General features: G+C 59.1%; 26 protein-coding genes, 1 other RNA gene and 1 riboswitch. Of the genes, 14 read left to right on the plus strand and 13 right to left on the minus strand.

Annotated features, from left to right (window positions below; all coding sequences use genetic code 11):
* Nucleotides 1-14: 14 nt before the first annotated feature.
* From ACP15L_RS06325 to ACP15L_RS06345, 5 genes are all read right to left on the minus strand, one after another.
* Nucleotides 15-1,592 (minus strand): ABC transporter ATP-binding protein, encoded by a 1,578-nt coding sequence (locus tag ACP15L_RS06325; RefSeq protein ID WP_425083532.1) that lies wholly within the window; start codon nt 1,590-1,592, stop codon nt 15-17.
* Nucleotides 1,589-2,695, minus strand: a complete 1,107-nt coding sequence (locus ACP15L_RS06330) for an ABC transporter permease (RefSeq protein WP_170719660.1) — start codon at nt 2,693-2,695, stop codon at nt 1,589-1,591. Before ACP15L_RS06330 ends, ACP15L_RS06325 begins: the two co-directional genes overlap by 4 nt.
* On the minus strand, nt 2,696-3,790 hold the full coding sequence (locus tag ACP15L_RS06335; RefSeq protein WP_170460207.1) for a microcin C ABC transporter permease YejB: 1,095 nt from the start codon (nt 3,788-3,790) through the stop codon (nt 2,696-2,698). It lies immediately after the preceding gene.
* A 1-nt stretch (nt 3,791) separates the two neighbouring features.
* On the minus strand, nt 3,792-5,699 hold the full coding sequence (locus ACP15L_RS06340; protein WP_425083533.1) for an extracellular solute-binding protein: 1,908 nt from the start codon (nt 5,697-5,699) through the stop codon (nt 3,792-3,794).
* Between the two features lie 171 nt (nt 5,700-5,870).
* Complete coding sequence (locus ACP15L_RS06345; RefSeq protein WP_170638357.1) at nt 5,871-6,386, minus strand: c-type cytochrome; 516 nt, start codon at nt 6,384-6,386, stop codon at nt 5,871-5,873.
* Nucleotides 6,387-6,506: 120 nt separating this feature from the next.
* Between ACP15L_RS06345 and ACP15L_RS06350 the strand changes: the two genes are divergently transcribed.
* A complete protein-coding gene (locus tag ACP15L_RS06350; protein ID WP_425083534.1) occupies nt 6,507-7,340 on the plus strand; it encodes a prephenate dehydratase in 834 nt (277 codons plus the stop codon).
* A gap of 25 nt (nt 7,341-7,365) precedes the next feature.
* Here the strand turns inward: ACP15L_RS06350 and ACP15L_RS06355 are convergent, their stop codons facing one another.
* Nucleotides 7,366-7,833, minus strand: coding sequence for an SRPBCC family protein (locus ACP15L_RS06355; protein ID WP_425083535.1), 468 nt, complete (start codon nt 7,831-7,833; stop codon nt 7,366-7,368).
* A gap of 39 nt (nt 7,834-7,872) precedes the next feature.
* The gene (nudC, locus tag ACP15L_RS06360) at nt 7,873-8,856 is read right to left on the minus strand and encodes an NAD(+) diphosphatase (protein WP_425083536.1); all 984 of its coding nucleotides are present in this window, start codon (nt 8,854-8,856) and stop codon (nt 7,873-7,875) included.
* A gap of 230 nt (nt 8,857-9,086) precedes the next feature.
* On the opposite strand from nudC, the gene ACP15L_RS06365 reads away from it, so the two are divergent.
* The 3 genes from ACP15L_RS06365 (at nt 9,087) to rsgA (ending at nt 12,213) form a co-directional block, all read left to right on the plus strand.
* A complete protein-coding gene (locus tag ACP15L_RS06365; RefSeq protein WP_425083537.1) occupies nt 9,087-10,889 on the plus strand; it encodes a bifunctional 2',3'-cyclic-nucleotide 2'-phosphodiesterase/3'-nucleotidase in 1,803 nt (600 codons plus the stop codon).
* Nucleotides 10,890-10,928: 39 nt separating this feature from the next.
* An RNA gene (gene ffs / locus ACP15L_RS06370) (signal recognition particle sRNA small type) lies at nt 10,929-11,027 on the plus strand.
* Nucleotides 11,028-11,184: 157 nt separating this feature from the next.
* Nucleotides 11,185-12,213 carry a ribosome small subunit-dependent GTPase A gene (gene rsgA, locus ACP15L_RS06375; protein WP_425083538.1) on the plus strand — a complete coding sequence of 343 codons (1,029 nt, stop codon included), beginning with the start codon at nt 11,185-11,187 and terminating at the stop codon, nt 12,211-12,213.
* A 31-nt stretch (nt 12,214-12,244) separates the two neighbouring features.
* Here the strand turns inward: rsgA and ACP15L_RS06380 are convergent, their stop codons facing one another.
* Nucleotides 12,245-13,102 carry an alpha/beta fold hydrolase gene (locus tag ACP15L_RS06380; protein WP_425083539.1) on the minus strand — a complete coding sequence of 286 codons (858 nt, stop codon included), beginning with the start codon at nt 13,100-13,102 and terminating at the stop codon, nt 12,245-12,247.
* Nucleotides 13,103-13,261: 159 nt separating this feature from the next.
* A riboswitch (cobalamin riboswitch) is annotated at nt 13,262-13,483 on the plus strand.
* An 87-nt stretch (nt 13,484-13,570) separates the two neighbouring features.
* On the opposite strand from ACP15L_RS06380, the gene ACP15L_RS06385 reads away from it, so the two are divergent.
* The gene (locus ACP15L_RS06385) at nt 13,571-13,978 is read left to right on the plus strand and encodes a hypothetical protein (protein ID WP_170666032.1); all 408 of its coding nucleotides are present in this window, start codon (nt 13,571-13,573) and stop codon (nt 13,976-13,978) included.
* Here the strand turns inward: ACP15L_RS06385 and ACP15L_RS06390 are convergent.
* Nucleotides 13,975-14,478: a protein-tyrosine phosphatase family protein gene (locus tag ACP15L_RS06390; RefSeq protein WP_170666034.1), complete on the minus strand. Its 504-nt coding sequence runs from the start codon at nt 14,476-14,478 to the stop codon at nt 13,975-13,977. The genes ACP15L_RS06385 and ACP15L_RS06390 overlap by 4 nt on opposite strands.
* Nucleotides 14,479-14,751: 273 nt before the next feature.
* On the opposite strand from ACP15L_RS06390, the gene ACP15L_RS06395 reads away from it, so the two are divergent.
* The 4 genes from ACP15L_RS06395 (at nt 14,752) to recR (ending at nt 17,896) form a co-directional block, all read left to right on the plus strand.
* Nucleotides 14,752-16,509: a DNA polymerase III subunit gamma/tau gene (locus ACP15L_RS06395; RefSeq protein ID WP_425083540.1), complete on the plus strand. Its 1,758-nt coding sequence runs from the start codon at nt 14,752-14,754 to the stop codon at nt 16,507-16,509.
* Nucleotides 16,510-16,512: 3 nt separating this feature from the next.
* Complete coding sequence (locus ACP15L_RS06400) at nt 16,513-16,896, plus strand: hypothetical protein (protein WP_425083541.1); 384 nt, start codon at nt 16,513-16,515, stop codon at nt 16,894-16,896.
* Complete coding sequence (locus tag ACP15L_RS06405) at nt 16,897-17,241, plus strand: YbaB/EbfC family nucleoid-associated protein (RefSeq protein ID WP_170328851.1); 345 nt, start codon at nt 16,897-16,899, stop codon at nt 17,239-17,241.
* 61 nt (nt 17,242-17,302) lie between these two features.
* Nucleotides 17,303-17,896: a recombination mediator RecR gene (gene recR / locus ACP15L_RS06410; RefSeq protein ID WP_425083542.1), complete on the plus strand. Its 594-nt coding sequence runs from the start codon at nt 17,303-17,305 to the stop codon at nt 17,894-17,896.
* Nucleotides 17,897-17,966: 70 nt separating this feature from the next.
* Here recR and ACP15L_RS06415 read toward each other — a convergent pair whose 3' ends face one another.
* Nucleotides 17,967-18,464: a lactoylglutathione lyase family protein gene (locus ACP15L_RS06415; RefSeq protein WP_425083543.1), complete on the minus strand. Its 498-nt coding sequence runs from the start codon at nt 18,462-18,464 to the stop codon at nt 17,967-17,969.
* Between the two features lie 197 nt (nt 18,465-18,661).
* On the opposite strand from ACP15L_RS06415, the gene ACP15L_RS06420 reads away from it, so the two are divergent.
* Nucleotides 18,662-19,150 (plus strand): hypothetical protein, encoded by a 489-nt coding sequence (locus ACP15L_RS06420; protein ID WP_425083544.1) that lies wholly within the window; start codon nt 18,662-18,664, stop codon nt 19,148-19,150.
* Here ACP15L_RS06420 and ACP15L_RS06425 read toward each other — a convergent pair.
* Nucleotides 19,147-19,788, minus strand: coding sequence for a ribonuclease T2 family protein (locus ACP15L_RS06425; protein WP_425083545.1), 642 nt, complete (start codon nt 19,786-19,788; stop codon nt 19,147-19,149). The genes ACP15L_RS06420 and ACP15L_RS06425 overlap by 4 nt on opposite strands.
* A 129-nt stretch (nt 19,789-19,917) precedes the next feature.
* Between ACP15L_RS06425 and ACP15L_RS06430 the strand changes: the two genes are divergently transcribed.
* Nucleotides 19,918-20,682 carry a DUF1013 domain-containing protein gene (locus ACP15L_RS06430; RefSeq protein WP_170666041.1) on the plus strand — a complete coding sequence of 255 codons (765 nt, stop codon included), beginning with the start codon at nt 19,918-19,920 and terminating at the stop codon, nt 20,680-20,682.
* Nucleotides 20,683-20,734: 52 nt separating this feature from the next.
* Nucleotides 20,735-21,124, plus strand: a complete 390-nt coding sequence (locus ACP15L_RS06435; RefSeq protein WP_425083546.1) for a hypothetical protein — start codon at nt 20,735-20,737, stop codon at nt 21,122-21,124.
* Nucleotides 21,125-21,176: 52 nt separating this feature from the next.
* Here the strand turns inward: ACP15L_RS06435 and ACP15L_RS06440 are convergent, their stop codons facing one another.
* Nucleotides 21,177-22,208, minus strand: a complete 1,032-nt coding sequence (locus ACP15L_RS06440) for a permease (protein ID WP_170375460.1) — start codon at nt 22,206-22,208, stop codon at nt 21,177-21,179.
* Entirely contained in the window at nt 22,201-22,509 is a 309-nt protein-coding gene (locus ACP15L_RS06445) for an ArsR/SmtB family transcription factor (RefSeq protein WP_170375462.1), read from the minus strand. Before ACP15L_RS06445 ends, ACP15L_RS06440 begins: the two co-directional genes overlap by 8 nt.
* A gap of 132 nt (nt 22,510-22,641) precedes the next feature.
* On the opposite strand from ACP15L_RS06445, the gene ACP15L_RS06450 reads away from it, so the two are divergent.
* Together ACP15L_RS06450 and xsc are read left to right on the plus strand one after the other, a co-directional pair.
* Complete coding sequence (locus ACP15L_RS06450; RefSeq protein ID WP_425083547.1) at nt 22,642-24,102, plus strand: PLP-dependent aminotransferase family protein; 1,461 nt, start codon at nt 22,642-22,644, stop codon at nt 24,100-24,102.
* A gap of 129 nt (nt 24,103-24,231) precedes the next feature.
* Nucleotides 24,232-26,010, plus strand: a complete 1,779-nt coding sequence (gene xsc / locus ACP15L_RS06455) for a sulfoacetaldehyde acetyltransferase (protein ID WP_425083548.1) — start codon at nt 24,232-24,234, stop codon at nt 26,008-26,010.
* The last annotated feature ends 4 nt before the right edge of the window (nt 26,011-26,014 follow it).

Consider the following 26,014-nt stretch of genomic DNA (forward strand, 5'->3'; position numbering starts at 1 on the left):
ACGCGAGGCGGGCCTTAGCCCGCCGCCGCAATCAGTTCACGAGTGTAATCTGTTTGCGCATTTTCAAACAAATCCTCGGATGCGCCCATCTCAACCACGTCGCCGTTACGCATGACGATGACGTTGTGGGACATCGCCCGCACAACTTTCAGGTCGTGGCTGATGAACAGATACGCCAGCCCGTATTTCCGCTGCAGATCGCGCAGGAGATCAACGATCTGAACCTGCACCGTCATGTCCAGCGCGCTTGTCGGCTCATCCAGTACCAGTAGTTTCGGACGCAGCACCATGGCCCGCGCAATTGCAATCCGCTGACGCTGCCCGCCCGAAAACTCATGCGGGTAGCGGTCCATTGAGGCCGGGTCCAAGCCCACCTCTGTCATCACTTCGGCCACTAGCTCGCGCGGGGCGCGATGGGGGTCGACATTGTGAATAGAGAGCCCCTCGGAGATGATCTGCTGGCATGTCATACGTGGGCTCAGGCTGCCGAACGGGTCCTGAAACACGATCTGCATGTCCTTGCGCAGGCGCCGCAACTCTCGCGTGGACCAGCTGCGCACATCCTGATCGCGGAAGGTGATCCCACCCTCGGACGCGATCAGCCGCATGATGGCCAGCGCCATCGTTGTCTTGCCCGAGCCACTTTCGCCGACAATGCCAAGGGTTTCCCCTGCCCGTACGCTGAACGTTGCATCGTTGACGGCTTTCACATAGCCGACCGTGCGTTTCAGAAAGCCGCGCTGGATCGGGAACCAGACCTTCAGGTGATCAGTCCGAGCGACCTCTTCCGCGTCTGCGGCGACGGGGTCGGGATGTCCTGAAGGCTCGGCCTCCAGCAATTTACGCGTGTAGGGATGCTGTGGGTTGTTGAAAATCTCAGCCGTGAACCCGGTTTCGACAATCTCACCGTCTTTCATCACACAGACCCGGTCGGCGATCCGACGTACAATGCCAAGATCATGGGTGATGAACAGCATCCCCATGTTCTCAGATTTCTGCAGCTCGGCCAGAAGTTCGAGAATCTGCGCCTGTATGGTCACATCCAAGGCGGTCGTTGGTTCATCCGCGATCAGAACATCCGGTTTGTTGGCCAGCGCCATGGCAATCATCACACGCTGCCGCTGCCCGCCCGACAGCTGGTGCGGATAGCTGTCCAGACGATCCTCAGGGTCGCGAATGCCAACCTTGTTCAGCAACTCCACAATTCTGTCGCGCGCGGCATCCCCTGCCAAGCCCTGATGCAGCGCCAGCGATTCCGCCATCTGCTTCTGGATCGTATGAAGCGGGTTGAGAGAGGTCATCGGCTCCTGAAAGATGAAGCTGATATCGTTGCCGCGCACCTCCATCAACTTGTCCTCGGACGCCCCGATCATCTCGGCCCCGTCATAATTGACCGAACCTTCGACCATGGCGCTGTCGCCCAGCAGCGACACTGTCGACAATGCCGTCACCGACTTGCCCGAGCCGGACTCACCCACCAGTGCCACCGTCTCACCTCGATCCACGGTGAAGGAGACGCCTTTGACCGCAGCCGATACCTCGCCGTCCTGGCGGAACGAGACCTTGAGGTTGTTTACATCCAAGAGGCTCATGAGAAGGTCTTTCTGGGATCAAACGCATCGCGGACGCCTTCAAAAATGAAGACCAACAGCGACAGCATGATGGCGAAGGTGAAAAAGGCGGTGAAGGCAAGCCATGGGGCCTGCAGGTTTTGCTTGGCCTGCAATGTCAGTTCCCCCAGCGACGGGGCCGAAGAGGGCAGACCGAAGCCAAGGAAATCCAACGAAGCCAGCCCGCCAATCGTGCCGGTCACGATAAAGGGCATGAAGGTCAGCGTCGCAACCATCGCATTTGGCAGCATGTGGCGGAACATGATCGTCATGTTACCAACACCCAGCGCCCGCGCGGCGCGGACATATTCCAGATTGCGCGCCCGCAGGAACTCGGCCCTCACAACGCTGACCAATCCGGTCCAGCTGAACAGGATCATCAGAATCACCAGTAGCCAGAAACTTCGGCCCAGAATGGCGAACATAATGATGATGACATAGAGCGACGGGGTCGCGGACCATATCTCGATGACCCGTTGAAAAATCAGGTCGAGCCAGCCACCGAAGAAGCCCTGAATGGCCCCGGCGAAAATACCGATCAGGCTGGCCACGCCGGTTACCATCAGCGTGAACAGGATCGACAGGCGGAAACCATAAATCACCCGCGCCAGCACGTCCCGTTTGGTATCATCCGTCCCCAGTAGGTTCTGACCATTCGGCGGCAAGGGGGCCGCTCCAGGGCGATCGACACTGGTGTTGTAGGAATAGGGGATCAGCGGCCAGATCGCCCAGCCGCGCTCGAACCCTTCGGCCTGATATGTCCCTGCCTCGATCTGCTCGATGATACCTTCGGGGTCGTCGAAACAGTCCTCAAGCCCGCCGCTGTCGATCAGGCAGCGGACCTCGGGGTCGCGATAGATCGCCTCGGTCTGGAAATCGCCGCCAAATTCAGTTTCGGGATAGAAGTTAAAAATCGGCGTGTAGAATTGACCACGGTATTGCACCAGGATCGGTTTATCATTGGCAATGAACTCGGCGAATAGCGACAGGCCGAACAGCACTGAGAAGATGATCAGCGACCAGAAGGCCCGGCCATTGCGTCGAAAATTGCGCCATCGCCGCTGATTCAGGGGAGAAAGCGCCATTTACCCCTCCCTCTTCTCAAAATCGATACGCGGATCGACGAGCACATACATCAGGTCGCTAATGATACCGACAACCAGCCCCATCAAACCAAAGATGAACAGAGTGCCAAAGATCACCGGATAGTCCCGCGCCACCGCGGCCTCGAATCCAAGACGGCCCAGACCATCCAGAGAGAAGATCGTTTCAATAATGATCGACCCGCCAAAGAAGACGCCAATGAAAACCGCCGGAAATCCCGCAATCACGATCAGCATCGCGTTGCGGAAGACATGGCCATAGAGGACCTTGCGTTCCCCTAATCCCTTGGCACGGGCGGTCATGACATATTGCTTCTTGATCTCATCCAGAAACGAGTTCTTGGTCAGCAGCGTCAGCGTCGCAAAGGCAGAAATGGTCAAGGCAATGATCGGCAGCGCGATATGCCAGAAATAGTCGGCGATCTTGCCCAAAAGGCTCAGGCTGTCCCAATTGTCCGAGGTCAGCCCTCGCAGCGGGAAGATCTGCCAGTAGGATCCACCGGCAAACAGCACCAGCAGCAGGATGGCAAATAGGAAACCGGGGATCGCGTAGGCCACGATGATGGCTCCGCTCGTTACGGTATCAAACCGCGACCCGTCCTTAACCGCTTTGCGGATGCCTAGCGGGATCGAGACCAGATAGGCGATCAGCGTCGACCATAGACCCAGCGAGATCGACACGGGCATCTTTTCCAGCACCAAATCAATCACGCTGATCGACCGGAAATAGCTCTCACCAAAATCGAGCGTCAGATAGTTGCCCATCATTCCAAGAAAACGCTCAAGCGGCGGCTTGTCGAAACCGAACTCCTTTTCCAATTCGGCAATGAACTCCGGAGGCAGGCCGCGCGCACCCACATATTTGTCGTCGAATACACCGCCTGCAGGCTCGGACCCTGCACCTGCGTCTCCACCCCCGGCGAAGCCCGCAAAGACATCGCCCTGTCCTTCGATCTGAGCGATGATTTGTTCAACGGGTCCACCCGGAACAAACTGCACCAGCGTGAAGTTGACGACCATTATGCCCAGCAAGGTCGGAATGACCAAAAGCAGGCGTCTTAGAATATAGGCGCCCATTTTACCGCAGCGCGCCTTTTGCCTTCAAATCGGCTTCTTTCTCGGGGTTGATCCACCAAAGGTCCAAATGACCTAACGAATAGGGCGGCAGGTTCTCAGGGTATTCGTACATGTCGTAATAGGCTGTCCAGTAGTCCGCGATGTATCCCACGGGGATCACGAAAAACTCATACCTCAGGGAACGATCCAAAGCCATAAGTGCTGCGTCCTGATCAGCCTGATTGTCGGTTTCAAAAGACGCTTCAATAATCGCGTCGACCAACGGGCTTGCCAGGCCAGCGGGATTAAACAGGCTAAAGGCTGCCTCTTCGGACCCATACATCTGGCTCAATCCGCCGCCGGTCGACAGGAACGAACCATACCGCGTGGAATAGACCATGTCGTAGTCGCGCTCTCGGCTACGCAATGTATATTGTGCCGGATCAACCTTTTCAGCAGATGCATCTACACCCAGTGCCTGAAGATTCTGAACATAGGTTTCGATCATCGTCGCCGTCGATGTCGGCAAGTTCGAAGGGTATGGGATATTCACCTTCAGTGTTTGCCCTTCGGTATTGCGACGCACGTTGCCTTCGCCCACGGGCCAGCCCGCCTCGTCCAGCATCTTCGACGCTTTGCGCAGGTTGCGCCGGTCGTTCAGGCGCGCTGGGTTGGATTCATGAGCGACAACGACATCCTCGGATATAAAATCGGCTGGGACGACATCGCCAAGCGTTTCCAAGAAGGCCAGCTCTGGGCCCGCTGGGGCGCCCTGCGCTTCAAGCGGTGTGCCTTGCACAAAAGAGTTGCGAGGCGAATTCAATCCAAACAACAGGGATTCGTTTGCCCATTCGAAGTTGAATGCCAGTGCCAACGCCTTGCGGACGTTCTTATCTGCGAATTGGGGCTTGCCGAGATTGAACACAAAACCAGACGGCGTCGGCGGGCTGCCATCCATGATTTCGTCGCGCACAACCGAACCCTCTGTCAGCTTGGGGAAGTCATAGCTTGTCGCCCAGAGCTTGGGATCGCTCTCGATCCGCATCGTATATTCGCCCGCCTTGAAACCTTCGAACGCGGCAGTCTGGTCAGCAAAATATTCGACGCGAATAGTGTCAAAGTTGTTGCGGCCTACGTTGAATGGCAGGTCTTTGCCCCAATAGTCGTCGCGGCGCTTGTAGACGATACGGCGGTTGATATCGTAACTGTCCAGTTTGTATGGGCCCGACCCCACCGCCACTTCCAGACGAGGTTCATCCAGACGACGCGACTCGTCGGCTTCAAACCACGCTTTCGAGAAAACGGGCGTCGATCCTACGGTTTCGATCAAGCTACGGCGCGTGACTTCTGGGTTGAAAGTGAACCTCACGGTGTGATCATCCAGCGCCTCAGCCCCGGTGACCATACGCCCGACGGCCTGCGCGTAAGACGGCAGGCCCTGCTCGATAAACAAACGGTGGCTGTAAACAACGTCTTCAGCCGTGACCGGTGTTCCATCCCAGAACATGGCCTCAGGGCGCAAGTTGAAAATGACATAGTTGCGCCCTTCGTCGTACTCGAGGCTTTCCGCCAGAACACCGTAGTACTGACCGACGCTGTCATCCGCGCTTTCAAACAGGCGGTCATATTGGATTGTGGTTAACGCTCCGCTCCGACCCTTTCGTGAGTAAGGATTCAGCGAGTCAAAGGTTCCAGAGGCTGCCAGTGACATCTCACCGCCCTTGGGAGCGTCGGGATTGACGTAATTCAGATGCGGATAGTCCGCCGGGTAGTCCAGATTTCCAAAATAGGAGTACCCATGACTGGTTGTAACGTTTTCATCATTTGCTTGGGCGACCTCGGCTGATCCGAGCGTTACGGCGACCAACCCTAAGACCACCCCCCAATGCCGAATACTCATGTCGCGCGCAGCAGGCAGGAGGGGTTTCATATGGCTCATCCTCTGGATTGTTGTCGTCATCTATGTTTGTTCCGCCAGCTAAATCGCCAGTCCTGGCTGATTCAAGTTTAGAATGCGTGAACGCTTTGTGAAGATTTTCGACATAAAAAAAGCCGCTGCACAAGGCAGCGGCTTTGGGTTTTTTCGCAAACGTGATGGCAATCAGTTGCCAATGGTTTGCAGATAGGCAATCAGGTCAGCGCGTTCTTGAGGCTTTTTCAGGCCAGCAAAGCTCATGGATGTACCCGAGATATAGGCGCTGGGTCTTTCAACGAAGGCATCAAGCGCTTCGGGGGTCCAGTTGCCACCATGCGCCTGCATCGCCGCCGAATAGCCGGTGAAGCCTTTTGCCGACGCAACGGGCCGGTCTACAATGCCGTACAGGTAGGGTCCGGTGCCGTTCGCACCGTCTTCTAGCTTGTGGCACGCAGTACATTTGCGGAAAACTCTGGCGCCCTTTTCAGGGTCCGCGGCGGCCAGCAGGTCTTCAAAGACCACCTCTTCGCCATCGGCGCTTTCACCCGAGCTTTCGGTCTCGATGATGTAGGCAGCCTGTGCATCCCCATGGCCCCCATGCGAATGGTACAGGATGTCACCACCCCATTTGGCAAGAAGCAGCACAAGGAACGTGCCGAACAGGCCCGCAGCGGCCTTTGTAACTGTCATCGTGTCGAACATTGATCGCTAGTCCATTTCAGCTGTCTGAAAAGGTGTCTAAGGCTTCCCCTTGCGAGAGGCAAGGTATAGACACCGCGACGAAACGCCCAATTTTGTAACTTGTTGCACGGGACCGACCAAATGACCAAACGCATTGCCTTTCAAGGCGAACCCGGCGCCTATAGCCACGAGGCCTGCCGCAACGCGCGCCCGGAAATGGAGGCGCTGCCCTGCCGTACTTTCGAGGATGTGATCGAATCGGTTCGTTCCGGTGCGGCTGATCTGGCGATGTTGCCGGTCGAAAACACGACCTATGGGCGGGTGGCCGATATCCACCGGCTGTTGCCTCATAGTGGTCTGCAAATCATTGATGAGGCCTTCGTGCGCGTTCACATTAACCTGCTGGCCGTGCCCGGCGCGGCGCTGGACGACATCACCGAGGCGCATTCCCATCTGGTCCTGCTGCCCCAATGCGCGGGCTTCCTGCGCCAGCACGGTATTCACGGACGGGTCAGCCCCGACAACGCCCGCGCCGCGCGCGAGGTCTCAGAGGCGGGTGAAATCCATTCCGCCGCTCTGGCCAGCGAACTGGCCGGAGAAATCTACGGCCTGAACGTCTTGGCCCGCCATATCGAGGATCATGGCGACAACACCACGCGTTTTCTGGTCATGTCACCCGAGGCCGACCTGTCGCGTCGGGGCAAGCATGGCATGATCACCAGCTTTGTCTTTCAGGTCCGCAATATTCCAGCGGCGCTCTATAAGGCGATGGGTGGGTTTGCGACCAACGGAATTAACATGACCAAGCTGGAAAGCTACATGGTCGATGGCTCGTTCACGGCGACCCAGTTCTATGCCGATATCGTCGGACATCCGGAAGACCGGAACGTGCAGCTGGCCATGGATGAGCTTGAGCATTTCACCACCAATGTGGAAATACTTGGCGTCTACCCGGCGGCCCAACCACGCGGCTAGGATTGCTCACTAGACCAAGGCGAGTCTAGGCGCCATGCCGGTGGCGCTGCTCCAGTTCTCGGGCGAATTCCGCCAGGCGCATTTGAAAGCGTTTGCGAAACCGCGCTTGGCCCAGCTTCATCGACTGCAGCAGCAACCGCGCAGGCAGGGACTTGGCGCTGAGTGACAAGTCCACATTCAAGCGGGTCCGACGCTGAGAAAGGGCCATAAAGTCCACCACTGTAACCCCGATCATGCCCTTGCCCGTCGCCTCGAATCGCATTTGCGAGGGGTGGTCGCAATCGGTCAGCAGCACCGACATCTGGCGGGGTTTGCCACGCAGCTTGAACTCGGTCTCCCACGCCATGCCTGCAGCAGGTGTAACCCCGCCAGTGGTGCGGCGCACGTCAACGCCACGGCGCATCGCCATACGTTCGAACCGATCGAAATCGGCAACCATGTCAAAAACCGAGTGGATGGGAGCCTCGATATCTTCGCGCGCTGAAAACTGCATGTGGGCCCTTGCTGCTCGTTCTTTATTGCCAGTGTTTCTTTAGTCCAGCGTATCTGCAAGCCAGTTCTGAAGCAGGAAATGCGCAATCGCCCCCTTGCGAGCGGGCAGCAGGCGCGGATGCTCCCCCGCAAAGGCCTGCATCATCTCGGATTTGCTGACCCACATTGCCTCTTCGATCTCAACCGGGTCGATCTGGATGTCCCGAGACAAAGCTTCGCCGGCACAGCCGAACATCAGCGACGCCGGAAACGGCCAGGGCTGGCTTGACAGATAGGACACGGCACCCACGGGAACGCCCGCCTCCTCCATCACCTCGCGCCGGACGGCGGACTCAAGCGTCTCGCCCGGCTCGACGAACCCTGCAAGCAACGAGAACATGCCCTCGGGCCACCCCGGCGAGCGCCCCATAAGCACGCTGTCGCCATGGGTGATCAACATGATCACAACCGGGTCGGTGCGCGGGAAGTGCTGGCCACCACAGGCCGGGCAACTGCGCTGCCATCCTGCTTGCGATACGTCGCTTGGCGCGCCGCAGCGGGCACAGAAGCGATGCGTCTCGTGCCAGCCGATCACCGCCTTGGCTGTCGCCGCAAGCTCGGCATCGCGAGCAGACAGGCGCGTCATGATCCGACGCAGCTCGGCAAACACATGGCCCTCAGGCAGATCGGGATGCTGTTGCTCGGATGGGTCGATGAAATTGCCCAAGCTCGACAGATCCAGCCCCTCGGCCTGCCATTCGGAGATATCGGCAGCAAACACCGCCGCCCCGTCATCGGAACAGCCAAGCAAGATCGGAGTCTCAACCACTCCACCTGGGCCATTCGCGACCAGAGGATGCGCCATATTGACCAGCCCCAACCGATCCAGAGCCTCGCCCTGTACCAGCACTTTGCCACGCCACAGCAGCATGCAACGAGCGTTTGGATCTTGGGCCGCTTCGGTCAGCTTGTCTGCATCCCCCCGAAGATGGGCCGCACGATCAAGGCCTGAGCTGCCGAATGTCACGTTCTCTGCGTTTTTCATTGGGGTCCCCTCGGCCTCTTACGCCTAGGGCTGCCATGTCCGCGAATGTGTTGCAATGTCAATTCACTACTGCGGCATATCGACAGGTGCCACCGAAACACCGCATGACCGCCTCGGATTTTTCACTTATTTGTCCTCTTGGTAAATTTTCTTAACTCTCATAGCGCAAAAGTAGACAACCGAACGTGACCGCAATTTCCCCGCGCAGGAAAGACGCGCAGGACGCAGGAATGCATATCCGCATTCTGGCAACCACAGATCTGCATATGACCCTGACCGGGTTCGACTATTATGCTGATAAAACGGACCCGACCATCGGGCTGACTCGTACGGCGTCGGCGATCCGAAACGCCCGTCAACAGGTCGAGGTCGGTTTGACTCTTTTGTTCGACAATGGCGACGCGCTGCAAGGAACGCCGATTGGGGACTGGGCGGTGGAAAACGATGTCCCGCACCCGATGATGCAGGCTTTCAAGGCGCTGGAATATGACGCGATCGGCTTGGGCAACCATGATTTTGGGTTCGGGCTGGATGTTCTGGAGCGCTTCATAGGCCAAGCCCCTTGCCCCGTGATTTGCAGCAATCTGACCCATGTGGACAATCGACAGCCCTGGCTGCGCAGTGTTGTCCTGACACGGTCCATTGCGCAGGAAGTGCCAATCCGAATCGGCGTCCTGTCCGTGCTTCCGCCTCAAACCACGATGTGGGAGGCGCATCATCTGCAAGACAAGGTCATTGCCCAGGATATCCTGACCGCCGCCCGACGAACGGCTGAGGCGTTGCGCGCGCAGGGCTGTGATCTGGTCATCGCGCTGGCGCATTCGGGGTTGGAGCAATCGGCAGCTCAGCTGGGGCTTGAGAATGCCGTCATCCCCCTTGCCGCGATTGAGGGCATTGACGCGATTATTGCCGGTCATACGCATCTGACACTGCCCGGCGCGGGGCATCTCGGGCTTGACGGCGTTGATGCCGAAAATGCCCTGGTCCATGGCGCACCTGTGGTTATGGCCGGGTCCGCTGGGTCTTATCTGGGGGTCATAGACCTGCACCTGACCAAAGTACCCGAGGGGCGCTGGCAGATCACGGATCGCCACTGCAGCTTGGTCGCCACAGCCGATGAGGTCGAAGACAAGGACCTGTGCGAGATGCTCAAGCCCGCGCATCTGGCCACGCGCGTAATGATGGCCGAACCTGTCAGTCATACCGCGCAGAGCCTGCACAGCTATTTCAGCTTCTGCGCGCCGGATCGGGGGCTAGCCCTGGTCGCGGCGGCACAAGCGGCGGGTTTGCGCCCGTTTCTACACGGCACCGCGTTCGCCGAACTGCCGCTTCTGTCTGCGGTATCTCCTTACAAATTCGGCGGACGTGCCGGACCGAGGAACTATACGGACGTGTCTGTAGGTAAGATTTGCCTGCGTCACGTCGCTGACCTGCATGTCTTTCCCAACGAATTGCGGGCCGTCGAAATCACCGGCGCGCAACTGCGGGATTGGCTTGAGATGTCGGCGGGTGTTTTCAACCAGATCCACCCAGACGCCGAAGCCGAGCTAACCGATTCCCACCGGGCGGGGCATAACTTTGACGTCGTGTTTGGCGTAACCTATCAGATCGACCTGTCCAGCCCGGCGCGGTTCGATAGCAACGGCGCCTTGACCGATCCAACCGCCCAGCGCGTCCGCGACCTGTGCTTTGGCGGGCAAATAGTCCGCGACGACCAGAGCTTTGTGGTCGCCCTCAACAACTATCGCGCCAGCGGTGGTGGGCATTTCCCTTTCGTCACAAAAGCCCGGGCCATTCCTCTGCCGTCCAGGGATATCAAAGAGATACTGCGGGACTACCTGTCAGATCGCCTGCCCGCGGACCCTCTGGATCAGGCGCCTTACCCATTCTCCTTAGCCCCGCTTTATGGTATTCGCACGATCCTAAGAACCGGCAGCGGAGCGTTGAAGTATTTGCCCGAGCTAAGCAGATACTCCCCCGAATTGCTGGGGCCTGACACCGAGGGCTTTGAAAGGATACGACTGACCTTGTGACGGGTTGTCATTTTCACATCGCTTCCCTATATCAAGCCGTGAGAGGTTGGCGCGGGCGAGCGCCTCGCCAACCTGGTCAGGTCCGGAAGGAAGCAGCCACAACGAGCCCCGCTTGGGTCGATGTCCAACCTCTCACTTTATGGGAACCATTAGCCGCAGGAGGGCTTTATGATTGTAGCAAATACCCTTCGGGCAGATCGGTTCTAAACCCAACTCTCCGATTGCCTGAACACATCACCAACGGATGCGCGCCTGCCATCCGATGGGATTGCTATATCTGAACACAGGCAAACCAATGTCTTTTACTCTTTCAGACCTGGGATGGTCCTCTTACTTCGCCGCACAGCACGCGGCGCACGCACAATTCATGCCTTTTCGTATCACCGCCGTTCACCGGGACCGTCTGGTCGGGATGAACGAGACCGGTGAAACATCTCTGTTTGCCCCTGGTCACTCTACCGGCGATTTTGCTGTTGGAGATTGGGTGCTGGCCGATGACGAAAATCGGGTTCAGCATCTGCTTGATCGGCGCAGCCTCTTGCAACGCCGTGCTGCCGGAACCGGGGCCGAGGCGCAGTTGATCGCAGCCAATGTTGACGTGCTGTTCATCGTCAGCTCGTGCAACGCGGATTTTAATGTGCCCCGGCTCGAACGGTATCTGGCGCTGGCGCATCAGGCGGGCTGCTATCCTGTCGTGGTTGTGACCAAAGCAGATAGCTACTCGGACCCCGCAGCCTATGCCAAGCAGGCCGAAGCGCTGGCACCGTTTTTGACAGTCCTGACGGTCAACGCGCATGACGCGTTAGACCTGCAGCAGGTTCTGGCATGGTGTCCGGCGAGTCAGACAGCGGCTTTGGTCGGGTCATCCGGGGTTGGCAAAACAACGCTCGCCAACGGAATGACCGGTCAGGATCAGACAACTGCGGCAATCCGCGAGGATGATGCGCGAGGCCGCCACACCACGACGTCTCGCGCCTTACATCCGATGCAAAATGGCGGTTGGCTGGTCGACACCCCCGGCATGCGCGCCCTGCGCCTGCTCGACGCGCAGGACGGGGTGGACGAAGTGTTCTCGGACATTCTGGAGCTGGCCGAAACCTGCCGGTTCTCGGATTGCCAGCATGAGGCCGAGCCCGGTTGCGCTGTGCAGGCGGCGATTGAAGCAGGCACACTGGATGCAGATCGGTTGGAACGCTGGCGCAAGCTGAGGCGCGAGGATCAGCGTAACTCTGAAACCGTGGCCGAAGCGCGGGCACGCGACAAAGCCTTCGGCAAAATGGTCCGGTCCGCGATGCACGGAAAATCCGCGCGGCGCGGCGATTGAAACAAGGGCGCCGGTCCGCCGGCGCCCCCAATCAAGCGATCAATCGGGGCCAGAGCGCCGCATTGCGGCGGGCAAACACACCGATATGGCCGATTTCCGGAACGTCAAATTCTTCTGGTGCCAACAGGTGCCGCCGAGCTTTAGGCCCGTATAGTTCGGCCAACCGCCAAACGGCAGCTTCGGGGACCATCTCATCATCCGTGAAGGCAAACAGGTCGACGGGAACGTTAGCCTCTTTCCATGTAGCTTGCGGCAGGGTGTCTCCGATCTCGGGCAGATAGCTTTGCGGTGCGGTGCACCACTTGCGCCATTGCCAATAGACCTTAGGCGGTAGGTCTGTTCCAAACCCCAGTGCCTTGCCCGGCAAATACCCCATGCCGCGCACGACCAGAGGCACGTGACCGTACCAGAACAACCCTGCCAGAGCGCGGTATGGCCAAGGGTGATCACCCAATTTCACAAGGCCGGAACAGACGCAGATCATGCGATCAATCTTGTCGATATCCGGCTGCACCGGCCCCAGCATCCCTCCAAGCGAATGCCCAACCGACCATTGTTGCGCCAGCGGAAACCGTCGGCGCATCTCGGCCCGCGCGGCTGGCATGTCCTGCAACGCCCAATCCGCCATCGAGATTTTCGACCGACGCTGCGGACCCGATTTCGAATGCCCGAATTCCCGGTAGTCATAGATCAGACAGGCAATATCCCGATCCGATGCCAACCACTTTGCAAAATGCTTGTAGTAGTCACGCGGAACTCCCGTCGCACTGTTGATCACCACTACGGTTTCGGGCTGCCCCACGGGTCGGTAGATCCGCCCGGACAGGGCGCCATCCCCCACCGGGATCTGAACATCTTCGATCAGCTCTGTTTGGTTTGAATCCAACATGGGCATCCTCGGCGGAAAACTGAACTGATGAGTTCACATCACAACTTGACCTCAGACAGCCCATGCGAGTCAACTGCGATCCAGCTTGACCACGCGTCCACTTTGCGGATCGGCTTTCCGCAGCGCAGAAAGTTCAACTTGACTCAGAATGGTTTTGAACGCTAGCGATGGTGTGATGGTTCCCGGCTGTCACAAGAGGTCGGGATGAAAAGGGAACACGGTGCGGTTTTCCCCGGCTTGCTCGGGACGAACCAAATCCGCGACTGCCCCCGCAACTGTAAGCGGTGAGCGATGTCGAAGAGCCACTGGCCGAAAGGCCGGGAAGGTCGGCAGAGCAGTGACCCGCAAGTCAGGAGACCTGCCATCGTCAACATAACCCAAACTCGGGCGGGGTGTCCGGGCAGGCCGTGACAGACCCTATCTGCCCCACCTGATCCCAGCCCCTGTCCACCGCGCGGAGGGCGCAGGATGATCTGGAAGACGAAGACACATAGGTTCTCAGCAACCATCTGCCAACATACGGGCAAAACTTGCCCGGCACTGGCGCGGCTGGCGCGTTCAATGGTTGATGCACTGGACCAAGCTGGTCCGGCGACCACATCGGACTTTGAAATCGAAGGCAGCAGTGACCTGACCCATTGCTCGGACGGCTGCCATGCGCGATTCCGGGCCAGCCAGTCTCAGGTGCGGGTCTACTGCGGAGCGGACCCTGATACCGACAGCGAGACACTCGATCGCTATGCCGACCTGATGTTTGGTACCGACGCGAGCGGCCTGCCGAGCGCAGCGATGACATCCCTGCCCTGCGCCATGCTCGAGGCATCAGTGATTGCGCCGCGCAAACCGGCCCCGGCGGAACTGCAACTGTCGGCTTAAGAATCCGCCAAAACTCGGGCGGGCAAGATGGCCCAGTGCTTCTGCGCATCGGTTTCGACTGCGCAGGGGCGCAGCTTGCGCAACCGGTCCAGCGCTTGGGTTGGAGCCTCACCGCATTCGATCATCAATCTCAGCACAACCATGCCAGAGCGACCGCATCCGCCCTGACAATGGACAAGCACGCGCCCTCCGCCAGACAAAGCCTGACGCGCCGCGGCACTGACATCGGGCCATTGCGCATCAACCTCTGACGGTGGAACGCCGAAATCCTGAATCGGCAAGTGCACCCAGCGGCTGGCGCGACCCTGAACGTCGCGGCCAAAATCGCGGGCTCCGAACTGGACCAGCTCGGCCTCGGTTGTCATCGACAACACGAGGCCCGGCTTCCAATCTCCGATCGTTTCAAGGTCGCCTGCATAGTCGCCGCCCTTTCCCGGCATCGACGTCAGGGCAAGTGTGCCCCCGCCCACTTGCAAAGCATGAATGACCAAATTCGTCATGACAGCATCCCCCCGGAAGCGTTGATCCTGACTTTAATGTGTTTCGGGTTTTATCTGAATCACCCTGCGACACGAATGTCCCGAGAACGCCGCAGGCGTGGCAGGGTATTCGTGTCTCAAGTTAAACCCGAAACGCTCTAGGCTTGAGTCACAATCCGCAGAGTGTACCCCTGACGCGCCGGTTTCCAAAACAAAATCGTTCTTCAACTCATGTGGACGCGGGCGGCGCAGGCCTCTACGCTGCGGTGACGTCCCGAATCCGCCAGAGCAGACATGACCGACTCAGACAGCCCCGCCTATCAGGTTCTCGCCCGCAAATATCGCCCGGAAACCTTTGCCGATCTGGTGGGTCAAGATGCGATGGTCCGCACGCTGAAAAACGCGTTCGAGGCGGACCGCATCGCGCAAGCCTTTGTCATGACGGGCATTCGTGGAACCGGCAAAACCACGACCGCGCGGATCATTGCGAAAGGCATGAACTGTATCGGACCGGACGGAAATGGCGGCCCCACGACCGAACCTTGCGGCCAATGTGAACACTGCGTTGCCATCATGGAAGGTCGCCATGTCGACGTGATGGAGATGGACGCCGCCAGCCGCACCGGCGTCAATGATATTCGCGAGATCATCGACAGTGTCCGCTACCGCGCTGCCTCGGCCCGCTACAAGATCTACATCATCGATGAAGTCCACATGCTGTCGACCAGCGCCTTCAACGCGCTGCTCAAGACGCTCGAGGAGCCGCCGGCGCATGTGAAGTTCATCTTCGCCACAACCGAAATTCGCAAGGTTCCCGTCACGGTTCTGTCGCGCTGCCAGCGCTTCGACCTGCGCCGGATCGAACCCGAGGATATGATCGGCCTGCTGCGCAAGATCGCCTCGGCGGAGAGTGCTGAGATTGCCGAAGACGCCTTGGCGCTGATCACCCGTGCTGCCGAGGGATCTGCTCGCGACGCGACCTCATTGCTCGATCAGGCGATCTCGCACGGGGCCGGAGAGACGACGGCAGATCAGGTACGCGCGATGCTAGGCCTGGCGGATCGTGGCCGGGTTCTGGACCTCATGGACATGGTCCTGCGGGGCGATGCAGCTGGGGCGCTGACCGAGCTTGGTGGCCAATATGCCGAAGGGGCTGACCCACTGGCCGTGCTGCGTGATCTGGCTGAAATCACTCATTGGGTTTCGGTCGTGAAGATCACCCCCGATGCGGCCGAAGACCCCACTGTTTCCCCGGATGAACGCGCCCGCGGCCAGCAAATGGCTGAGGCCCTCCCCATGCGGGTTCTCACCCGGATGTGGCAGATGCTGTTGAAAGCGCTTGAGGAAGTTTCAGCCGCCCCCAACGCCATGATGGCTGCCGAAATGGCTGTGATCCGACTGACTCACGTGGCCGACCTGCCCAGCCCGGAAGAGCTGATAAAACGGTTGCAGGATACGCCTCCTCCCCCCAGTGGCGGCCCTGGTGGTGGGATGCCCATTCAAAGCAACGGCGCAGCTCCGGTCGAAGCCCGCGCCGCTACAAGCTACACCCCTGCGCCACGCGGGTCCGGCGGCGCACCAGTCGCCGCCTTGGCGCAAGATACACAGACGGCACTGGCGCGATACCCAAGTTTCGAACATGTGGTCGAGCTGATCCGGAACAACCGAGACGTCAAACTTTTGGTCGAGGTCGAAAACGGCGTGCGGCTGGTCTCCTATCAGCCGGGACGGATCGAATTCACCCCATCTTCGCAAGCCCCGACCGATCTTGCACCACGGCTGGGCTCGGCCCTGCAACGTTGGACTGGCAACAGATGGGCGGTATCCATCGTGTCGGATGGTGACGCTCCGACGATCGCCGAAATCCGCGACAAAGCCGAACTGGCGCTGAAAGAAGAGGCCACGGCGCATCCGCTTGTTCAGGCCGTTCTGGCAAGTTTCCCCAAGGCCAAAATCACCCGTATCGAAACACCAGAACAACGCGCCGCCCAAGTCGAGACCGAAGCGCTGCCCGAGGTCGAAGATGAATGGGATCCGTTTGAGGAGGATTGATAGGTGCATTTCGCACGTATCGATGCGGTCTATCACGAAGCATGTGACGTCTTTAACCCCGGATGGAACGGCGAAACGGTCAGCGAATGGCACGAGGCACTTGCTCTAGCGTCTCATCCCGTGTCGCTGTCCTTGCTGATCATTTCTGCATTTGCCATTTGGCGAAGGAGCCTTTGGATCGCCTTGGCGACATCGCTGTTGTGGGCGATCTGGACGGGCCATATTTTCGTTGCCGACATAGTGAATGATGCGCGCCGCACGGCCACCGACCTCGGGTGCGTCGGCCATTCTACCCTGTTCATTCGCTTGGCAATTGCGCTATGTGCTGGGATGACACTTTACACAGCATATATTCGCCTGAGGCGATCACACTTGAGGAGACACTAAATGCTTAAAGGACTAGGCGGCCTGGGCGATATGGCCAAGATGATGAAATCCGCGCAGGATCTTCAGACCAAGATGACCGAGATGCAGGAAGAGCTGAACAACCTGATGGTTGTAGGCGAGTCCGGCGCAGGGTTGGTCAAGGCAACCGCAACCGCCAAAGGAGAGCTGAAGGGCCTGGATATCGACCCGTCGATCTTCAATGGCGACGACAAGGAAGTGGTCGAGGATCTGATTCTTGCGGCCATCAAGGACGCTCAGACCAAAGCCGCCGAACGCTCGCAGGCCGAAATGGCAAAGCTGACCGAAAGCATGGGCCTGCCCGCGGACATCAAACTGCCGTTCTGATCTTTATCTTTTCAATAATACTCCCGCCGGAGGCTCCCTCCGGCGCCAGACAGGACAGGCCGTGAGTTCCAACAGCGACATCGACAATCTGATCGACCTGATGGCCAAGCTCCCTGGCCTCGGCCCCCGCTCGGCCCGCCGCGCGGTGCTGCACCTGATCCGGAAGCGTTCCCTGCTGCTAACGCCCCTGTCCGACGTGATGCAGCAGGTCGCCATCACCGCCCGCGAGTGCCTGAATTGCGGCAATGTGGGCACAACCGACATCTGTGACATCTGCAACGATGAGGCCCGCGCGACCGGAGAGCTTTGCGTAGTCGAGGACGTCGCCGACCTGTGGGCGATGGAGCGTTCAGGCGTGTTCAAAGGCCGCTATCACGTGTTGGGCGGCACGCTGTCGGCGCTGGATGGTGTTGGCCCGGATGAGCTGCGCATTCCCCGCCTCAAGGATCGGGTGGTGGCCGAAGGCGTCACCGAGATCATTCTGGCCCTGAACGCCACCGTCGACGGCCAGACCACTGCACACTACATCGCTGATCAGTTGGATGGGCAGGTCCGCCTGACCTCACTAGCGCAAGGCGTGCCGATTGGAGGCGAGCTCGACTATCTGGATGACGGAACGATTACAGCAGCACTGAGGGCCCGAAAAGAGCTCTGAGCATTGCGATATGACAGCAACCGGAACGCTTTCACCCCTTCCGGTTGCACACGAGAATCCGCCTCGCATGTCAGGTGTAAGCACCCGACGAGTAGGTCAATTCATAGGAATGGCTATAAATCTCGAAGACAATACCAAAGGGGTCTTCGACATAGACCATACGGTAGGGTTTCTCTCCGGGGTAATAACATCGAATCGGCATCCGTTGTTTGCCACCCGCTGCAACGATCTTTTCTACCAGGCCTTCGACATCCGGGTCTTGGACGCAAAAATGGAACGTCCCATTCTGGCGAAAATCGATATTGTTTTCCGGTACATAATTCCCGTCAAACTCGAAAAGCTCGAACCCGATGCGATCAGCAGTCGCGAGATGCGCAATACGTAGCTTTTTCCACTCAGGACCAAACACATCAGTGCACATGACACCAATATCCGTGTCATCCTCTACCACATCAGTCGGTGGCATGATCACGTAGAAACCAAGGACTTCGGAGTAGAACTTTACGGCCTCGTCAACGTTTGGGACGGACAATCCGATATGGGAGAATGTTCTTGGATGTTGCGGCATGGCTCGCTCCTTGTTTTATGGGGCGAAAGCCATTGTGCCGCAGCCGAGTTTCAAGCGCCTACCCAGCGAGGCATAGCCGGGTTCAGCCATGCACATAGGTGTTCTTTCGCGGCGACCTCAGTCAAGAATGGCCTTTGCCTGCCGCACGCGGCGTGTACTATGGCCATGACCTTATCCGTTTGATTTTGGGAACAGTTATGAAACGCCTTTTTGCCCTCACACTTGCCGCCTTTACAGCCACTGCAGCGTTTTCGCAGCAACTGATCGACAAGGGCTTTGTCGATGGCTGGAACATCATGATGGACCCCGAGCTGGGCAATGGATGCCTGATCCAGACGGTTTATCAGGACCTCTCGGTCGTTCGGATCGGTTATGACGCGCTAGGCAATCGCGGGTATTTCGCCGTCTACAACAAAGCTTGGGGCGATATAGAACAGGGTAAAACTTATCCGATCCGATTTGCTCTGGACGGCAAAAGCTATGACGCCACCGCCATTGGCTTCAACGAGCGTGACGTCCCCGGCGCGACCGTCTTTTTCACTGACCGGAATTTCGTCACTGCGATCGCTCAGAACAAGACGATGACGGTTTACAACCCGGCAGGCGAAGTAGTGATGGCCATCGACCTCAAAGGCACTGCAAAGGCGCTGGAATACGCGCGAGACTGTCAGAACAGAAAGCTTTAACGAATCGGGTCGAAAAGGGCGTCTTTGGCCGTGCAGTCCCGGATGACATCGCGGCCGCAGGGCACAGGATCAAGGTCGCGGGACAAGCACAAGCGCACCTCTTCGATGTAGCCCTGTTTGCAGGTGATGGTGATCATGTCGCGCTCGAGCTTAGGGTTGGCCTTTAGAAAGGCCTCTTCGACAATCGACGCGGGCAGTTTGACCGAGGTATCAAGCTGGCGGAACACCTCGGGGCGGGTCACGCGACCATAGGCTTCGCGCGACAGATCCATATAACCCCGCGCCGACAGGCCCGAACAGGTGCCGTGTTTCTTCCATTGATGCCATGCAAGGCCGGCACTGCCCTGAATATCTTCCATCGCACGGGTCATTGCGCGCAACGGTGGGGCCTCGGGTGTGCGGCAATAGGAAGGCCAGCCCTGATGGAACTGCGGCCAGAGCCCGTGCAAAATCCAACCGTGGTCATGCCGGGCGTCGCATTGGTCCGATCCGCGGGCATCCCCTTCGCGCGCGCACCAGTTCGGAGACCAGCTCAGCGCCAGAACGTAGTAGTCGAACTCACCGGCCTTTTCGCCCTCGGCCAGCGCGGCAACGGCGCTTATGGCCCACAAAACCAGCGCTAAAAACCCATGGCGCATTCGCCTCTTCCCTTCTTGCGTCGCGGCGACTATATACACCCCAAGTTCCCCGACAACGGAAACCTGCCCCAAAACCCGGGGCCGCCGAATTCCGGCGACGGGACAGATGTATGTATAGGAGACGGGCTGATGGCAAAACCGCTTATGGCCAAGGCAACAGCCGTATGGCTGGTGGACAACACCACGATCAGCTTTAAGCAGATCGCGGATTTCGTAGGAATGCACGAGCTTGAAGTGCAGGGCATTGCCGATGGCGATGTGGCCGCTGGCGTAAAAGGGTTCGACCCGCTTGCCAACAACCAACTGACGCAGGAAGAGATCGATGCAGCGCAGAACAACCCGCTGCACAAGCTGAAGCTCAAGTTCAACCCGTCGGCAACGGGCGAGGAAAAGCGCCGTGGCCCGCGCTATACCCCGCTGTCCAAGCGTCAGGATCGTCCGAACTCGATCCTGTGGCTGGTCAAGTTCCACCCCGAGCTTAGCGACGGTCAGATCGCCAAGCTGGTTGGCACCACCAAGCCGACCATCCAGTCGATCCGCGAGCGTACGCACTGGAACATCGCCAACATGCAGCCCATCGATCCGGTTGCCTTGGGCCTGTGCAAACAGTCCGAACTGGACGCCGTGGTGCAGAAGGCCGCCGCGAAGAAAGCCGCCGAAGGCGGCGTGATGAGCGATGACGAGCGCCGCAAGCTGGTCTCGACCGAGCAGTCGCTGGAAATGGATGCAGCGCCGAAGATCCCGACCGCGATTGAAGGTCTGGAAACCTTCTCGCTGTCGGACGAGCCGGAAGCCGAGAAGGAAGACAGTGATCCGATCGTGGACGCCGACAGCTTCTTCAACCTGCCCAAAGGCGGTGGGGACGACGAAGACGAAGACGATCTGCGCCCCTGATTTCTGACCCGCCCCGGTCTAAACTGACTGGGGCGTTTTCTTGGGACCTCTCATGCTCAGCATTCTATCTGCCATCTTTGGCCCACACCGCGCCGTAACGATCTACGCCTTCCTGAAAACCTGGGGTTTGGGTCTGGCTGCTGCTGCGGTCATGGCTTGCATCGTCGGCGGCCTGTTCCTGCTGGGGGATGACGGCGAGCATGAGCATCATTCCTTCATGACCGTCCCGGTTTTGTCGGCCACAGCGATCAATGGCGATCTCAAGAACGGGGTCATCGCTTCGGTTCGCCTGCCGGATGGGACGGCCACGTCGATCACCTCGACCGAGGCGCCAGTATCCCAATCGGTGGGCACAAGCGCCTGCGTGGAAAAACGCGTCTACGTGGACAGCGGAGAGGCACGATACAGGTTCAAACTGCCTCGGTTCTGCGAGGCTGGGTGATCCCAACGAACCGGAGGAAAACGCCCGGACAATACGCCGGGCGTTTTCTATTTCAGAGCATCTGGAACAGGATTCCAGCGACAATCGCGCCCCCAACACCGAGGGTCAAATAGGTGGCAAAGACGCGCGGTTTTACCAGTGACCAGACCGCAGCCATGGCCGGGATTGAGCTGACCGCCCCTGCCACCATGAAGGACATCGCAGCCCCTGCCGTCATGCCTTGCTCCATTAGCCCCGCCAGAAGCGGCGGCGCGACGTAGGAGTTCAGGTAGGCGGGCATTCCGACCAGCGCGGCCACGACGATGGGCAGCACACCTTCTCCGCCGACAACGCGTGCGATCAGGTCTGCTGGCACATAGCTGACCAGAAGCGCCTCAAGCACATAGGCCAGAGCCAACCATTTCAGCAGGAAGATACCGTTATGAACGAACTCAGAGCGGAAACGCTGACGTCGTTCGGGTTCCTGCCAGAACTTCCAGACGGGTTTGTCATCCAGCTTGGGGCCGCAGCCACAGCAACCGGCGGGTTTGTATTCCCGCAGAGGCTGAACGAAGGCTCCGTTGCGCATCAGAAGGCGCACGGCGAACCCGCCGAACAGACCTAAGGCAACCGCTGCAACGGCCTTGCCGATGGCAAAGGGCCACCCCAATGCGCCTGCGGTGATCAGCAATGTCGGCGGGTCGATGAGTGGTGAGCTGAGCCAGAAGGCCATCACGGCCGAGAGCGGCGCGCCCAGTGCCAGAAGCCCGGCGATGAACGGGATCACCTCACAGGAACAAAACGGCGCAAGCCCTCCGAACAGGGCGGCCAGAAAGATCATCCTGGTTTCCCGCCCCTCAAAAGCGCGCGCCACCATAACCTCGGCCCCAGTGGCCTTGAGATAGGACAGCAGAAGGACGGCGAACAGGATATACTGGCCCGTATGCGCCAGCGCCTTGGCGGCGAAGGTTACGACCTCAGCCCAGTTGCCCGGATCGAAAACTGCGACCAACGCCAGTATCGCGACGATCAAAGCCCAAGGCGTTTTGATCACATCCAGCGCGAGTTTGGCCGAGGCTTTTGGGTTTTGTGATAGTTCAGCCATCGTTTGCGGCCTTTCCTACTTCGTCTGCGCAGCATTCGCTTAGAATAAACTGCGCCAGGTTTCGCAACTCGTTGAAACAGGCGCGATTGATCGTCGTGCGCCCGATCTTTTCCTGTTCAACCACACCTCCTGCGGCCAGAAACCGAAGGTGATGCGCAAGGGTGGAGGGGGCGATGCCGGTGCGCGTTTGGATCTCACCCACGGTTAGACCGGCCTGCCCGGCCCTCACAAGTGTTTTCAGAACCTTCAACCGGGCCTCGGACCCCATGGCCGAAAATCCTGCTGCAGCGGTTTCCCACATCTGAAATCTCCATTAAACTAGATTTCTAGTTATTTAAGTGATTCGAATTTACTCGTCAAGCCGCATCACAAATTCACTCCGAGGCATGTAAGTCCAGATTGCCACCGCCTTAAGTCCAATCTATAAGCGCTCATGGCTATCTCGGTTGACACTTTCTTTCTTGAGCTGAACGGACAGGGGACTCTGCAGGCGCAAATCCAGCAGATGATCGCCGAAGGCATTCTGTCGGGTCGGTTCCACATTGGGGAAAAGCTACCGTCGTCCCGCAAGCTGGCAACCCATCTGGGCGTCAGTCGGATTACGGTGACACTGGCCTATACCGAACTTCTGGCCAATGACTACCTGACCGCCAAAGGGCGTTCGGGCTACTATGTATCAGAAAATGCGCCGGTCCCGCCGAAATACACACCCGTCCCGCGCAGCGAAGAGACGGTCGACTGGGACAACGCGCTGGCCCGGCGGTTTTCGGGCGGTAATGTGCTGACCAAACCTCAGGACTGGCGCAACTACAAATACCCGTTCATCTACGGGCAGGCTGACCGGACACTGTTTGACCACGCGAATTGGCGGCTATGTGCGGTTCGGGCGCTGGGACACAAGGATTTCGAGTCCCTAACGACTGACTACGCTGATCAGGACGACCCGCTGCTGGTCGAGTTCATTGCCCGCCACACCCTGCCACGCCGAGGCATCACCGCTCGTCCCGAAGAGATCCTGATCACGCTTGGCGCGCAGAACGCGTTGTGGCTGGCCTCGCGCATTCTTTTGAAAAAAGGGCGCACAGCGGCAATCGAAGACCCCTGCTACTACGCGTTGCGTGAGCTGCTGAGCCATTCGGATTGCACCATGGCCCCGATTCGCGTGGATGGTGACGGTCTGCCGCCCGAGGCCCTGCCAGACGACACCGATGTTATCTTTACCACCCCCAGCCACCAAAGCCCCACAACGGCCACCATGCCCGTCAGCCGCAGAACCGCCCTCTTGGAACGCGCGTCCGCGCTGAACGCCATGATCGTTGAGGACGACTACGAGTTCGAGATGGCCTATCTAGGCGCACCTTCACCCGCGCTCAAGTCGATGGATCGCGACGGGCGGGTGGTCTATGTGGGCAGCTTCTCGAAATCGCTGTTTCCGGGGTTGCGTCTGGGCTACATGGTCGGGTCCGAGACCTTCATCCGCGAGGCACGCGCGCTGCGGTCGCTCGTGTTGCGGCATCCACCCGGGCATGTTCAGCGCACGGCAGCCTATTTCCTGTCACTCGGGCACTACGACGCTCAGATCAGGCGCATGTCTAACGCCCTGGCCCAACGGCGCGAGGCGTTGGACGAAGCCGTTCAGACCCATGCGCTGCAGGTCGCGGGGCGCGGCGTGCTCGGCGGGTCCTCCATATGGATGCAGGCCCCCGCGCATGTGGACACCGCGCAGCTGGCGGCCACGTTGCAGGCGCAAGGGGTGCATATCGAACCTGGCGCGCCGTTCTTTTCGGGGCCAAGGCCGCCTGGGAATTTCTACCGTCTGGGATATTCCTCGATTGCACCCGACCGCATCGAGGCCGGGGTGAAACTGATCGCGGATGCGATCCGGGCCAGTTAGCCCTCGGCTGGACGTATTCCGCCGCCTCATCTGGCCCTAACGCCATCCGCACCCATACGCCAAAACCGTATCAAAGGCCGGGCTGAACCCCCCCGGCCAATTCACGCATTCAGTTTTGGAGAGCCACCGATGAAAATGACCACGGAAGAAGCCTTTGTTAAGGTTCTGCAGATGCACGGGATCGAGCATGCCTTTGGCATCATCGGTTCTGCCATGATGCCGATCTCGGATATTTTCGGGAAAGCTGGCATCACCTTCTGGGATTGCGCGCATGAAGGCTCTGGCGGCATGATGGCCGACGGCTACACCCGCGCCACCGGCAAAATGTCGATGATGATTGCGCAGAACGGCCCCGGCATCACCAACTTTGTTACCGCCGTCAAAACTGCCTATTGGAACCACACCCCGCTGCTGCTGGTCACCCCTCAGGCCGCGAACAAGACCATGGGTCAGGGCGGTTTCCAGGAAATGGAGCAAATGCGGATGTTCGCAGACTGCGTCTGCTATCAGGAAGAAGTGCGCGACCCGTCGCGCATGGCCGAAGTCCTCAGCCGCGTGATCACCAAAGCCAAGCGCGCCTCGGCCCCGGCACAGATCAACGTGCCGCGTGACTTCTTCACTCAGGTCGTCGATATCGAGCTGCCTGCCGTGGTCGAATTCGAACTGCCTTCGGGCGGCGCCTCTGCCGTGACCGAAGCTGCCGCTCTGCTGTCCGATGCCAAGAACCCGGTCATTCTGAACGGTGCTGGCACGGTGCTGTCAGCAGGCGGCATCGAAGCGTCGAAAGAACTGGCCGAGCGTCTGGATGCCCCCGTGTGCGTTGGTTACCAGCACAACGACGCTTTCCCCGGCTCGCACCCGCTGTTTGCCGGCCCTCTGGGTTACAACGGCTCGAAAGCTGCGATGGAGCTGATCAAGGAAGCGGACGTTGTCCTGTGCCTTGGCACCCGTCTGAACCCGTTCTCGACCCTGCCCGGATACGGTATGGAATACTGGCCGACTGACGCAAAAATCATTCAGGTCGACATCAACCCAGACCGCATCGGCCTGACCAAGAAGGTCTCGGTTGGTATCGTTGGCGACGCAGCCACCGTTGCAACCAGTATCCTGGCACAGCTTTCGGGAACCGCGGGCGATGAAGGCCGCGATGCGCGTAAGGCGAAAATTGCCGAAACCAAGTCGCGTTGGGCGCAGGAACTGACCTCGATGGACCACGAGCAGGACGACCCGGGCACCACCTGGAACGAACGCGCCCGTGCCGCCAAGCCGGACTGGATGAGCCCGCGCATGGCATGGCGAGCGATTCAATCAGCACTGCCGAAAGAGGCGATCATCTCGTCCGACATCGGCAACAACTGCGCCATCGGTAACGCTTACCCCTCGTTTGAGGAAGGCCGCAAATATCTGGCCCCTGGCTTGTTCGGCCCCTGTGGCTATGGTTTGCCGTCGGTGATCGGCGCCAAGATCGGCTGCCCGGATGTGCCCGTTGTTGGTTTCTCGGGCGACGGTGCCTTTGGCATCGCCGTAACCGAGCTGACGGCAATCGGCCGTGAAGAATGGCCCGCCGTGACCCAGATCGTCTTCCGCAACTACCAGTGGGGCGCGGAAAAGCGGAACTCGACCCTGTGGTTCGACGACAACTTCGTCGGCACCGAATTGGACACCAAGGTCTCTTACGCCGGTATCGCAGAGGCCTGTGGCCTGAAAGGCGTCGTCGCCCGCACTCAGGACGAACTGACAGCGGCCCTGAACCAGGCCATCGAAGATCAGAAGAACGGCATCACCACCCTGATCGAAGCCATGATCAACCAGGAACTGGGTGAGCCTTTCCGCCGCGACGCGATGAAAAAGCCGGTTGCGGTTGCGGGTATCGAAGCAGCAGACATGAAGCCGCAAGTCGAGGCCTGATCGC

This window comes from Ruegeria profundi (genome assembly GCF_049800715.1).
GTDB classification, from domain to species: domain Bacteria; phylum Pseudomonadota; class Alphaproteobacteria; order Rhodobacterales; family Rhodobacteraceae; genus Ruegeria; species Ruegeria profundi_A.